Annotated in this window: 8 protein-coding genes and 2 pseudogenes; 7 read left to right on the forward strand and 3 right to left on the reverse strand. The window is 62.8% G+C overall.

The window, feature by feature from the left end; genetic code table 11:
• Positions 1-541: pseudogene (locus AC1DR1_RS19995) on the reverse strand (hypothetical protein); the annotation flags it as partial.
• A 103-nt stretch (positions 542-644) separates the two neighbouring features.
• Between AC1DR1_RS19995 and AC1DR1_RS20000 the strand changes: the two are divergent.
• Positions 645-2243 carry a PucR family transcriptional regulator gene (locus AC1DR1_RS20000; protein WP_476993168.1) on the forward strand — a complete coding sequence of 533 codons (1599 nt, stop codon included), beginning with the start codon at positions 645-647 and terminating at the stop codon, positions 2241-2243.
• A 239-nt stretch (positions 2244-2482) separates the two neighbouring features.
• Here the strand turns inward: AC1DR1_RS20000 and AC1DR1_RS20005 are convergent.
• Both AC1DR1_RS20005 and AC1DR1_RS20010 read right to left on the reverse strand, forming a co-directional pair.
• Positions 2483-3513: pseudogene (locus AC1DR1_RS20005) on the reverse strand (ornithine cyclodeaminase).
• A gap of 172 nt (positions 3514-3685) precedes the next feature.
• Entirely contained in the window at positions 3686-4117 is a 432-nt protein-coding gene (locus tag AC1DR1_RS20010; RefSeq protein ID WP_229995365.1) for an Lrp/AsnC family transcriptional regulator, read from the reverse strand.
• Positions 4118-5381: 1264 nt separating this feature from the next.
• Between AC1DR1_RS20010 and AC1DR1_RS20015 the strand changes: the two genes are divergently transcribed.
• The 6 genes from AC1DR1_RS20015 (at position 5382) to AC1DR1_RS20040 (ending at position 12884) form a co-directional block, all read left to right on the forward strand.
• Entirely contained in the window at positions 5382-6725 is a 1344-nt protein-coding gene (locus AC1DR1_RS20015) for a purine-cytosine permease family protein (protein ID WP_229995367.1), read from the forward strand.
• Positions 6722-8278: a hydantoinase/oxoprolinase N-terminal domain-containing protein gene (locus AC1DR1_RS20020; protein WP_476993169.1), complete on the forward strand. Its 1557-nt coding sequence runs from the start codon at positions 6722-6724 to the stop codon at positions 8276-8278. Before AC1DR1_RS20015 ends, AC1DR1_RS20020 begins: the two co-directional genes overlap by 4 nt.
• Position 8279: 1 nt before the next feature.
• Entirely contained in the window at positions 8280-9422 is a 1143-nt protein-coding gene (locus AC1DR1_RS20025; RefSeq protein ID WP_229995369.1) for a DUF917 domain-containing protein, read from the forward strand.
• A 129-nt stretch (positions 9423-9551) separates the two neighbouring features.
• On the forward strand, positions 9552-11105 hold the full coding sequence (locus AC1DR1_RS20030) for a PucR family transcriptional regulator (protein WP_229995370.1): 1554 nt from the start codon (positions 9552-9554) through the stop codon (positions 11103-11105).
• A 617-nt stretch (positions 11106-11722) separates the two neighbouring features.
• Positions 11723-12217 carry a DUF1801 domain-containing protein gene (locus tag AC1DR1_RS20035; RefSeq protein WP_229995371.1) on the forward strand — a complete coding sequence of 165 codons (495 nt, stop codon included), beginning with the start codon at positions 11723-11725 and terminating at the stop codon, positions 12215-12217.
• A 355-nt stretch (positions 12218-12572) separates the two neighbouring features.
• Positions 12573-12884 (forward strand): histone-like nucleoid-structuring protein Lsr2, encoded by a 312-nt coding sequence (locus AC1DR1_RS20040; RefSeq protein WP_229995373.1) that lies wholly within the window; start codon positions 12573-12575, stop codon positions 12882-12884.
• The last annotated feature ends 446 nt before the right edge of the window (positions 12885-13330 follow it).

Raw genomic sequence — 13330 nt, forward strand, 5'->3', positions numbered from 1 at the left:
GCCGGTCGCTCTCGTCATTGGCGTTGATCTCGTCCTGCATCTCGCCATAGAAGTTTTGGGCATATTCGGACGCCACTGCCCCGAGCTTGGTCAGGTTGAAGCGGGCGTTCCTGCTGACCAGCGGGTCGAAAGTCCACGTCATCGATTCGATGCCCCGTGCCAGCGACCAGGCCCGCTGGTGCTGTTTCAGGGCAAAGCCGACGCCTTTGTCGCCGGTACCGGGCAGGACCCCGGCGATCAGCGAGTAAGTCGCGCTCCCGCCGGGTGAGACAATCCCGACAGCTGCCCCGCAAAGTTGTCCTCCCGGATCGTAGGCGGCGGAAACGTTGCACCCTGCATGCGAAATACTGCGCAACAGGTCGAACGGTATAGGAGCTCCGTGGGGGGACATGCCCCAGATCGCGATGAGTAGCCCTTCGACGTCCCGGAGCTGGTCGCGGTCATGCTCATCCACCACCAGGACGCCGGCTTTGGCTGCTGCTGCTGTTGCTGCCTCTGCGGCCTGTCGGGCGAGCGGTTCCGCTTCAAGTGAAAGTGACATGCGTCAACTATCTGCTGGGCCCCGGGCCGCTGGCTTCGGTGCAGACCACGACATTTCATGCGAAGTCTTGTGCTCCGCCACAAGAGGGATTAGCTTTTCCCTCGTGGCAACTTCTTCCGGCACCCCAGACAGCATCACTCTCCACGGGCTCCTGCGGCTACTGGCAAGCCCGGCAGTGGCGCTCCGCTCCCACGGCACGCCGGCGGAGCTTTCCCTGACCAGCCCTGCGTATTACGATCCCCACACTCCGTTGGAGGGGTTGCCGGGTGCGATCCTTCTGGGCATTGGACTTCACCCTGCCGAACCAGCAACAGCCGGCGTTGTCCGCAGCGCGGCCACGGCAGGCTTTGGCGCGCTGGTCATCAAGCAGTATTCCCAGGATCTGGGGCATATCATCGCCGTCGCCGATCAGTCGGGTATCRCCCTCCTCGTGGTCGATGACGAGATGGGGTGGCGCCAGTTGGATGCGCTCCTGGACTCGGCGCTCACTGCCTCAGCCGAAGCCGGAAACTCGTTGTCCACGCTGGGCGTTGGCGACCTGTTCGCGTTGGCCAACGCCATCGCCGCCATGGTTGGCGGCGCCACGGCCATTGAGAATCTCCAGGAACAGGTGCTCGCCTACTCGACCCTCGCCCACCAGCCGATCGATGAGGACCGGCGTCAGGGCATCCTGGGACGCCAGGTTCCCTACCTTCCGGAGAACGCGGGCCAGTATGCCTCTGTTTTCCGCTCCCACGGCGCGGTCCGCATCGAGGGGGTCCGTCCGGCCCTCGACCGGCTGGCCATTGCAGTCCGGGCAGGCAAAGAGCCGCTCGGCTCTATCTGGGTTGTTGACCCGAACGGTGACCTGGACGTGGTCGCGGAACAGGCGTTGGAACGGGCTGCCGATATCGCAGCCCTTCATATGCTGCGAGCACGCAGTGCCTACGACCTGGCCCGCCAACAGCGCGCGGAGCTTCTCCGCAGACTCCTAGAAGGTGGCGACGACGCGGCACTCATCGCGGAACAGCTGGGACTTCGGAACTCCGGGCCGTTTGCGGTCATCGCTTTCCAACCGGACATCGGGCAGGCGGCGGAGATGACACTGGTCCGGCTCCTGGACCTTGTCACCACGCAGTGCGAAGCCCACCGTCGAGGGGCGCATTGCGTGCTGGTGGGAACCACCATCTATGCCCTTTTCGCGGACGTCGACCCTGCCTCGTCTGGACCCGTCGAAGCCCTGGCCCGACGGCTCACCGAGCGCTCCCGCGTATCCCTTGCGGTTGACCTGCGAATAGCGGCCGGGTCTGCTGTCCCTGCTGCGTCGGACATCGGCCGGTCGAGGCACGAGGCAGACCTGGTCCTGCTCATGCTCGCTTCCGGTCAGAGCTCAATCACCTATGCGAGTGCGCACGACGTCCGCAGCCGCCTGACGCTGCTCGAACTGGCCGCCCATTTCCGCAAGACACCTCACCTCACATCGGCAGCCGCCGAAAAGATCATGGAATACGACGCCGGCTCAGGAACAGAGTACGCAAAAACGCTGCGGACCTACCTTGACTGTTCCCGGGACTCCGCCCGGACCGCCGCTGGATTGTCTTTGCACCAAAACACGCTCCGGTACCGCCTCAAACGGTTACGCGAACTGTTCAACATCGACCTGGACCAGTCTGAGGACACACTCGTGCTCTGGCTAAGCCTTCATGTTCTGGAATTCAATTAACCACACCGGGGTGAGTGACCCGGATGCAGTGCGAATTGGCTGTGTCGGTTCGCACTCGTGGACGGACCGCACATCGGGAACTACCGCGATGCGGACTCCGCCAGGAGAGGGTACCTGGCGGAGTCCGGGAACCTACCCGGAGCCCGCAAGGCGCCGGGGATCCAGGTTTCCGTGCGGGGCCGACCCGCTGCAGGCGGACGTCGATGACCTGGAAGGATCCATGAGGGGGCATCCCTGACCTAAGATCCAACCGGGGACAAGGCGCCCAAAAGGCCGAAGAGGTCCTTCGGGTCTTCCGGGTCGGCGACGAGGTCAATGTCTACGAAGAAGTCCGACCCGTCGACGGCGTCTCGGACGTATCGCAAGGCCGCGAAATCCTCAATGGCGAAGCCGACGGAGTCAAAAATCGTGATCTGTTCCGAGCTGGTGCGCCCCGGTGCCTTGTCGCTCAAGACTTGCCAGAATTCAGTAACGGCGAAGTCGGCGGGCATTTGCTGGATCTCGCCTTCAATCCGCGTCTGCGGTGTGAACTCCACGAAAACGTCGCCGAGTCCCAGGATGACCGCGTCGAGTTCGGTTTTTCCGGGGCAGTCCCCGCCGATGGCATTGAGGTGGACGCCGGGGGCAATGAGGTCGGCCGTCAGGATGGTGGCGTTGGCCTTGTCAGCGGTACAGGTCGTGATGACGTCCGTTCCCTGCACGGCGTCGGCGGCCGAGGACGCAACCGTGATCTTGAACCCCAGCGGGGTGAGGTTGCGGACAACTTGTGCGTCGCGGCCGGATCAGTGTCCCACACCCTGAGCGTGGTAATTCCGAGGGCAGCCCGGAAGGCTAGGGCCTGGAACTCAGACTGGCTGCCGGTTCCGATCATGGCCATGCTTGCGGAGCCGGGGCGGGCGAGATGCTTCGCGACCATACCCGAGGTCGCCGCAGTACGCAGGGCTGTCAGTAAGGTCATCTCCGCCAGGAAGGTGGGATATCCATTGTGGACGTCCGCCAGGACGCCGAACGCAGTCACTGTCTGGAAACCACGGGCCGGATTGGACGGGTGCCCGTTGACGTACTTGAAGCCATAGGTCTCGTGGTCGCTCGTGGGCATCAGTTCGATGACCCCGAACGGGGTATGGCTGGCCATGCGGGGACTCTTGTCAAAAGACGCCCAGCGGCGGAAATCGTCTTCGAGGTAAACGATCATCTCCGAGATGATCGTCTCCACTCCCCGGCCGGCAGCCCATCGCACCATGTTGTGAACATCGACAAAACGCGTCATTTGCGTCACCCTTTTCCATCTCGACAGCTAATGCCCTCACGTTATGCGGCGTCGATATGCGGCCACAATGACCGAATAGCTCGCTAATCGCCAAAAATGTGCGCAGAATGTCAGGCCGTTCTGCGCACTTCGCCGGTCTTCGATCGTCGACTGCAGCGGCGGCCTTGGAGCACTATCTGAGTACGGAACTGAGCAAAAGGCTGGTCTCGCTGTTGACGATGCCGTCGACTGCGCGGATCCTGCCCAGCACGTTGTCGAACCCGCCGAGGTTTTCGGTGGCCAGCTCCGCCACAAGGTCCCATCCGCCGTTGGTGGTGTGCAGTGCCCGAATTTCGGGGAACCCCCTGAGCTCTCGGATCACCTTGTTGGCCGACCTCCCCTCAACAGCGATCAGGGTGATGGCGTGGATCTCAAGCGGGTCCACTTCGTCACGGACCCTGGCAGTGAAGCCAACGATGGTTCCTGAAGTGAGAAGGCGATCGAGCCTGCTGTTCACGGTTGCCCGGGCAACGCCGAGCTTACGGGCGAGGCTGGCCACAGACGCCCGTCCGTCCTCGCGCAGGGCCGAAAGGAGCTGCCGGTCAATATCTGTAAGGGCTGTCATGTACAGAATGTACAACAAGCGTCAGCATAATGATCTTCCCCGCCACCTAACTAAAGCCTTGCCAAGTACGCTGAGGAAGACGTGCACCGCAGTGGAATCTGCTCGGAAAATCAGCGACAGGGAGCCGAGAAGGTCTTGGGGCAGGCCTCGATAGGGACGTTCTGGCGTTTTTCGCCCGGAGCTACCGAGCAAACCAGCAAGGTTTGCAGTTGCCGCTCCCATGGTGTGAACTCAGTCATGCCGTTGCAGGTGCTCCCGGTCATGAACGAGGAAGCAGCAACATTGCTGCCCAGGCAAGCAAAGGAGCCGCCCAGCCGTAACGCCGGCCAACAAAAAGGCCCCCGAAAGGGCCCATCAGTGAACAGTTTGTGCACACTCAGCGGCCCACTCCCCCATGGCTCGTTCATCTGCCTGTCCGGGATCATCCGCCCAATGTTCCAGTAAAGCCCGATCATGGCGGTATTCACCACGCGCTGCGCCCGCTGTTGAGCTTCGCGGACGAGCCCTTCAGGGTCGTGAGAGCAGCGGCATAGTCTCCCGGGAGTTCCGGTTCAAGCTGGGTCATGGCTCCACCCTAGTTGGAGGTTCCAACGTTCCATTCCCAATTGTCCAGACACCGTCTGGACAATTGACGCTGTACCGGGGCCGCCTGCGGATCGGGACGAACCGGCGACTTCCCCGCCTGCCAAGTCCTTCGACGCCCCCAGCGTTTGCCGAGCGGGCGGACGGCGTGGCCGCGGCTTACCGGCAGGCCGCGGGATTGACCGTGTCTGCCCTCAGGCGTCGGGGTCATGGCCAAGGACGCGGAGCAGGTCACGGGTTGGTCAAGCCGGGTTATCCACGGCTGGAAATTGGGAGCGTTGGGGTAGCTCCCCGGCAGCCGCAGCGGTGGATGACCCATGAGGATTATCCACCGCCGTGGGCAGCTGAAACGCTGCTGCGCACTCGGTCAGACCTGAACTTCAACCCGCGAATTACATCCGTCTTTCACGAGTCGTGGAAGGGCTACGGTCCAGGGTCCGTCGTCGACGCCTTGAGTCGACGGTATTGACGGAAAACAGCAGCTAGCCCCACAAGGGCCATGCCCAACCCAGCCGCTAGCAGGTATCCAAGGTTGAGGTTGAGTGCCATCACTGAGGAAACTAATCGGCCAGGCAACTGTGCGATATGCCTGTTCTTCAGACTGGAGGTATGCACTTTGCCCAATGACCGCAAAGCGTCGCGTGGATACTGTGAAGTGAATCACTCGAAAGGAATGCATGTCATGTCCACATCCGAAACAGGGCACGATGACTACCCCATCACCAGGGTTCCCGCAACGGAGCGGAAGCACTGGTTCGGCATCGCCGTCCAACGCTTTGGCCAGACTTCTGACCTGAGCCAGTTTCTTCTCGGGGCAACTTTTGGCTTCGGGATGACGTTCTGGGACGCCTTTTGGGCGTTTACCGTTGGCGCGTTGATCGTCGAAGCACTCATGATTTTCGTCGGCATCGCCGGCATGCGCCAAGGCCTCACAACGTCCATGCTCGCCCGCTGGACAGGCTTCGGCCGCGGCGGCGCGTCGGTCCTCGGCTTAGCCATCTGCATCAGCCTTATCGGCTGGTTCGGCATCCAGTCAGGGATTTCCGGAGCCGGGTTGAACCAGATCGTCCCTGAAATTCCCACCTGGGCCTGGTCGCTGGCTTTTGGCCTGGTGGTGACCCTGATCGTAGTCCGCGGCTTTGAATCCATGCAGTGGCTGGCCAACATCACCGTGCCGTTGTTCATGATCCTGATCGCTTGGGCGGCATGGGCCGAGCTGAGCAACCATTCCATCAGCCAGCTCATCAACGAGGCTCCTCCTGGCGCCACCCTTGATTTCGTCACCGCTACCACCATCGTCGCTGGAAGCGCCGTTCTCGGGGCGGTCATCACGCCCGACATGACCCGCTACAACAGGACCGCTGGCGACGTCGTCAAGCAGACCGTCGTCGGCATGACGCTAGGCAACTACACCATCGGCATGATCGGCGTGCTGCTGGCCCACGCCGTAAAGTCGGCGGATGTCACCCAGATCATCTTCTCCTCGGTGGGCTGGATCGGCATCCTGATCATCGTCCTGGGCACCTCCAAGATCAACGACTGGAACCTCTACAGTGCAGGCCTCGGCGTGGTGTCCTTCTTCAACAGCGCCATGAACAGGCGCCTGAACCGTGGGCACGTCACGCTTCTTCTGGGGGTTGTGGGAACCGTGCTGGCAGCGATCGGCATCCTGGACAAATTCATCGACATCCTCATGGTGCTGGGCGTCGTCTTCCCGCCGGTAGCCGGCATCATCATGGCCGAGTACTTCGTCATCAAGAAGTGGCGGCCCCTACTGGAAGCCAGCCGGGATTCGGGCCTTCCGCCAGCCGAATCGCCCAACTGGATCCCGGCCACGTTCGTCATCTGGGCGATCTCAGCGGCCCTGGGCTACTTCGTCACCTTCGGACTCCCGGCCCTTAACTCCCTCGCCGCGGCGTTCATCCTCTACATCATCGCCGGCAAGCTGAACCTCCTGCGGTCCTACGGCGACAACCAACCCACAAACGAAACCACCACACAGGAAGAATCGGTAACCGCACCATGAGTAGCCTGAGAATCGGCATTGACGTCGGCGGCACCAACACGGACGCTGTGCTGCTGGACGGCGGGCAGGTGCTCGCGTCCACCAAAGTCCCCACCACTAAGGACGTCACCAGCGGCATCACCCAGGTGCTCACCGCGCTGAAGGACCTGAACGGCTTCCGCCCGGACCACGTCCGCGGCGTGATGATCGGAACCACTCATTTCATCAACGCCCTCATTGAGGCACGTGACCTCTGCCCAACAGCGGCGATCCGGCTGGGGCTTCCCGCCACGGCGTCCCTGCCGCCCTTCACGGACTGGCCCGATGCCCTCACCGCCGCCGTCAAAGGCCGCGCTTACATGGCCCACGGTGGACACGAGTTCGACGGACGCGCCATCAGCCCCTTCGACGCCGACGAAATCCGGCGCCACGCAGCAGACATCGCCGCCCACGGCATCCGCTCTGTGGCAGTGTCCAGCGTTTTCTCGCCCGTCAACGACGAATTTGAGCAGCGCACACTCTCCATCCTTCGAGAGGAGCTTGGCCCGGAGTTCCCTGTCTCCTTGTCCCACGAAATCGGCAGGGTGGGCCTCCTGGAGCGGGAGAATGCGACCATCGTCAACGCCTCCCTCGCTGAAATGGCGAACCGTATTGTTGACGGACTCRCCAAGGCTGTCCTCGAGCAGGGCATCACCGCGCCGTTGTACGTCAGCCAGAACGACGGCACGCTCATGGACATCGAATACACACGCCGTTACCCGGTGGCCACGTTCGCTTCAGGTCCCACCAACTCCATGCGCGGCGCAGCAGCCCTCTCCGGATTCTCCGACTGCCTGATCGTGGACATCGGCGGCACCACCACGGACGTTGGTGTCCTGGTCAACGGCTTCCCCCGAGAGTCCAGCACCCACGTCAGGCTCGCAGGACTCCGGACCAACTTCCGGATGCCGGATGTACTCTCGGCAGGTCTCGGCGGCGGGTCCCGGGTCCGGACCGATCAAGGAACTGTGGGCCCGGACTCGGTGGGCTACCGCTTGACCGACGAGTCGCTCGTCTTCGGCGGGTCCGCCCTGACGGCGACTGACATCGCGGTCCGCAGTGGACGGGCCGACGTCGGAGACGCATCTTTGGTGAGCCACATCAGTGACGCTGTGGTCCGGTCAGCCTTGGAACAGATCGACGGGACCATTGCGGACATTGCCGACCGGATCCGCACGTCGTCGGCACCCTTGCCGGTTGTCGCCGTCGGCGGTGGATCCATCCTGCTGGCAGACAAACTGCAGGGTCTGGGCACAATTCACAGGCCCGGGAACTTCGACGTCGCCAACGCGTACGGCGCCGCCATCGCCCAGATCAGCGGTGAGGTGGACCGGGTGTCCTACATCGCGGACAGTGATCAAAAGCGCGCCATGGAATCCGCGCGGCAGGAAGCCGTGGACCGTGCCGTTGCTGCCGGCGCCAGCCCGGACACGGTGTCGATCGTTGAGCAGGAAGCCATCCCGATCCCCTACCTTCCCGGAAACGCCATGCGCGTTCGGATCAAGGCAGCCGGCAACCTCACGTTAGGAAAGTGAAATGACCCTGGAAGTGACACACGTCCGAAAGCTGACGCGCATCACGGTAGACGACATTGACTCGCTGGCCCGCGGCGCCGCCATCCTCGGCACGGGCGGCGGCGGCGATCCCTACGTTGGCGGGCTCTTGGCCCGCAAAGCGATCGAGGAGTACGGGCCGGTTGAACTCGTCTCCGTCGAAGACTTGGCCGACGACGCGTTCATTGTTCCGATCGCGGCGATCGGTGCGCCCACGGTATCCGTCGAGAAGCTGGATACCGTGGAGAACCTGTCCCTGACCATCAAGAAGCTCGCGGCAACACTGAACAGGGTGGCAACCCACACGGCGTGCCTGGAGATCGGCGGTTCAAACTCCATGCTGCCCATCGTCGCGGCCGCGCAGCTGGGGATTCCGCTGATCGATGGCGACCTGATCGGACGGGCATTCCCGGAAATCCAGATGGGCATGGCGCCGTTGTACGGAATTCAGGCGTCGCCCATGGCCTTGGCCGACGAGAAGGGCAACTCGCTGGTCATCGAAGCCATCGACTCGTTCTGGGGCGAACGCTTTGCCCGGCAGGCTTCCATCGAAATGGGATGCAATGCCTTCAACAGCACGTACGCCATGACCGGCGCGCAGGCCCGCGAGAGCTTCGTGGCCGGTTCGATGTCCTTCGCCATCACCATTGGAGACGCAGTTGCGAACGCGCAGCACAACAACCTCAACCCCTGTGACGTGTTGGCGGAAACGCTCCGTGGCCGCATTGTCCACCTCGGAAAGGTAACCGACCTCCAGCGTCAGACAACGGGCGGTTTCGCCAAGGGACAGGCCACGATCGAAGGCATGGGCGCCGACGCAGGCTCGATACTGTCGCTGCACTTTCAGAACGAACACCTCCTCGCCACCAAGGACGGCACCGTAGTCACCACCACTCCGGACCTCATCATCGTGGTGGACGCGGAGTCCGCCGAGCCAATCACCACGGAGAACCTGCGGTACGGGCAGCGCGTCTGCGTCCTGACTGGGCCCAGCGACCCCCGATGGCACACCACTGAAGGCCTGGAACTGGCCGGTCCCGGGTACTTCGGCTACGGCGTCCCTTCGCACCGATGGGACGGGACGCCGGAAGAGCACACCGAGTCCATCGAGCGCTACCGCGTCTGACCGCCATCGACCATCTGCCCATCCGCCGCGCCTCCGACGAAATGTGGGCGGCGCGGCGGTGGCATCATGGGACAGTAGCCAGACCTTCCTCGCGTAGAGGCGGGCATCGAGGAGAACCGGAGTAGCAGAATGATTCCCCCGATCCCGCTGTTGTCCGTCACGAATCACGTCCCGGCGGGAGTGATCGAGAGCGTCGTGGAGTCCGGTGACAGGACGGTATCTTCGCTGGTGGCCTTGACCGGCTCTCTCGCCGAGGTCAATCGCCAAGTCCGCGAACAGCGGAACCTCGAGGGCGATTCGCTGAACCTTCGGGACTGCGTTCTGCTCCCCTTGGAACCCCTTCCGTCCGGCGTGTCGTGGGACGTTGAGGCGCTGTTGGCGCTGGCGTCTTATGCCGGCGTCGTGGCCCTTGCAGTAAAACTGCCGAACGACGACGGCGCGTTGCCGCCCAACGTTAAACGGCTCGCCGAACGCTTGGGGCTCGTCGTGCTGGCAGTCCACAACACCTGGCAATTCGGCACGGCCGCCCAAGAATTGCTGTCCGGCGCCGCCCACCTTCAGGGTCTGCTGATCTCCCGTGTAGCATCCGAATGCCGAATCCCGTACGGATCCCTCACCCACCTGCTGTCCCGTCTGGGTGTCGCGATCGGACACCAGGTCACGCTGGTGGATCCTTCCGGAGAGCTGATTTCCGCTGAGCCGCCGGGCCATGAGCCCGCACCACAGCCGGAGGTCGAGCTGGCTGCGTTGACGGAAATCCTGGCACCAGTCCATAGTGAACAGGAGAACAGCCCGCGGCTCAGGGTGGTCCTCGCTCCGACATGGGACAAGGAACAGGCAGCAATCCGCGCGGCCCTGGAAGTGGCGGCCATCGCGGTTTCAGAGCTGCTTTCCCGGCAGCGGTTGGAGAGGGAACGCGATGCCCGGCACCGGATTGCCTTGTTGGGACAGCTGATCGATAACGCTGGCGACGTCAGTCCTTCGTTCAGGGCCAGGGCGTTGGAGCTGGGCTGGACCTTGGACGGCTATCACATGGCCTTCCGTGTGATCATCCGCCAACCCGTGGATTTGGTGGCCCGGAAACCGGATCTGGACCGCGCTCTGATGCGCGAAAAGATCGAGGCTACCACGGTTGAGCAGTCTGACGGCTGGGCAGGGTGGATCTCCTTCCCGTCCAAGCCGGACCCGGCCGAGGTCAGCCGCGCAAGCAGTGCGCTGCGCAGGGCCCAGCGGGTGCTCGCCGCAACCATCTCCACCCAATTCGGCGTGGGCCGCATGCAAGCGCAGCCGGAAGGGATCGTCAGCTCTCTCGAGGAAGCCAACGACGCCGCCCGCATCGCTGGGGCAAGGGAAAACTCCGGCTACTTCGTCCACGTGGACCGCTTGGATATGGCCCAGTTGCTGCTGATCTGGACCCGCACGGATACGTTCCGGCCTGCCGCCCGAGAACTCCTGGCCCCACTCCTCAAAGCTGGCCCTGAACTCCTGCAGACCCTCACCACTTTCCTGGACTGCGAATCGTCGCTGACTGAGACGGCGGCGATCCTCAACGTCCACCGCAACACTGTCAGCGACCGCATCAGGCGGATCCAGTCGCTCATCGCCATCAATTTAGAGGATCCGGAGGCACGGCTGGCGCTGCAACTGGCGTGCCGGAGTCTGCTGATGGACAAATACGAATAGGACAATGACACCTTCGCAGAGGCTCATAGGGCAAGGGCGGATTCGTGGCTAAGTAGACGACCTCCATTCGCCCGATGATGGTAAGCCGGCTGGTGGACCCACCCAAGGACGCATGACCGGAGAAACGGCGACCGGACGTCAATGGAGCATTGGCCAGCTCGCTACGGTGTCCGGAGTCACGGCCCTGGAGCGCCACAGGCACAGCACACCAGCGGCGTGCCCCGCCGTCCACGACAGGGCCCGGAATTGGAACGAACTCGGCTCTGTGCTCCACCGCTGGGAACACACCGAACTCAACGCCAACCTCCCCCAAACCACCGCCGGCCGGGGCGCTGGTGGGGCCCGATCAACCCGTACGCGAAGCGCAGGTTGACGTAATATCCGCTACCGGTGCTGCACGGCGGACTCACAGACTGCGGTAGTGACAGACTTCCCGCCTGACGACAGGACCGCCCATTTTCTGCCCCCGCAGCACTTCGCGGCCAGTAGCGTAGCGCTCCGCCGAAACAGCGGTTTGCAACTCTTGTAGGTGCCGGTACGCCGGTCGCCATCTGGGCTRCTGCATTAGGAGATGCGCTCTAGCTCCTTCTCGCGATGCGTGAGGGATAATACTCTCCATGACCAGCAGGGAGCTCGGTAAGGGGGAAGCCGAAAAGCCGGCCACGCGTACAGCGGCACATGCCGACGCAGCCATCACGCTGCCGGAAGCCATGACCGGCAGGGCAAGCCCAGCGAAAGCGGCGGTCGGCGACAAGCCGGTCTTCGCATATATCGCCAGCCTGCCACAGCCGCAGCGGGTCATCGCCGAAACGGTCGACGCGCTGGCGGCAAAAACACTACCCAACCTCCAGCGCTCCGTGAAGTGGGGCATGTCGTACTACGGCGTCGGCGACGGGTGGTGCTTCAGCTGCGGCGGCTTTGCCGGCCACGTCAAGCTCATGTTCATCAATGGTGTGGCGCTCGATCCCGTACCACCAGTGACGCCGGTGGGGATGGGCAAGTCGACGCGGGGTGTGGAGCTCGAATCCATAGAGGACATCGACGAACATCAGATCGCGGCGTGGATGAAACAAGTCGCGTCCGTGCCGGGTGTTGGGGGCAAGAAGCGTTGAACCCGAGGCTTGCTGCAGAGGCAAACGGTCGCCGGGAACGCATGACACGTGAGGCGATGCCAGGCACRGCCCTTTCGCAGCCACTTCCCCCACCCAATATCGAAGGCCGATAACGGATCATACGTCGAGTGGGGACATTGAAGAAAATGCTCCTGGTGCTGCGGGACCAGGAGCTGACCGCTTCCGGTGACGTGATTGTCCGCATGGTCGCGGTGCTTGAAAGGCATGTCCGTTTCCATGTGGTCGGCTCCCCCGAAGTCGTCATTGGAAACTCTGAACTACGGGGCTTGCCGCCTGAGCTTCGTGCGCAAAATATCGGCCACGCGACGACAGTACAAAGGCCTATGCTTTTCTTATGGCACAAAGAGTCGTAACCCTTTTGGAGGATGACTTCGACGGATCCAAGGCAAGTGAGACAATTTCGTTTGCTCTTGACGGCGTCGAATATGCAATCGATCTCAATGATGCTCATGCAAGCGAACTGCGTGAAGTATTCAGCCGTTTTGCCAAAGCAGCCCGGAAGACCGGCGGGCGTGCCCGGCGGGCCCGTCCCGGTTCCTCCAATGCCCGCGACGTCCGGCTGTGGGCGGCCGACCAAGGCCTGCAGGTCAACACCCGCGGCCGTATCCAGGCTGACATCATGGAAAAGTACGAAGCCGCGCATTAGAGGCAGTACCAAACCAGATGGATTCGGAGTTCAACCGGCTGATATCGGCTGGATCAAGCGCATAAATCCATCTGAGCGCCGCTCAAAATACAACAGGGTCAGAACTTGCCCGGGTTCTGGCCCCGATTTGTTTGATCCGGGTCCGGCTACTTCGTCTGCGCAGTCCACTGGTAGATGGTTTCGCGTCTGATGCCGAATTCCCGGGTAACGCCGGTCTTATGTGCCCCCGTGCCGGCCCGGTTCCGAAGCTCGCCCGCTTGGTCGGGCGAGAGCGAATTCGTGCGTCCGCGGTAGGCGCCGCGGGCCTTGGCCAGAATGATCCCTCATGCTGGCATACACCAACCAGGGCCCACTGTCACACATCCCGGCGGCTTCCCGCAACGCGGAGCCGGCGTCAGCCAGTGCGTCCCCGCTGGCGTGAAGCCCGCGGATGGGGATAGGGCCTC

The organism is Arthrobacter sp. P4_F10, assembly GCF_056401435.1.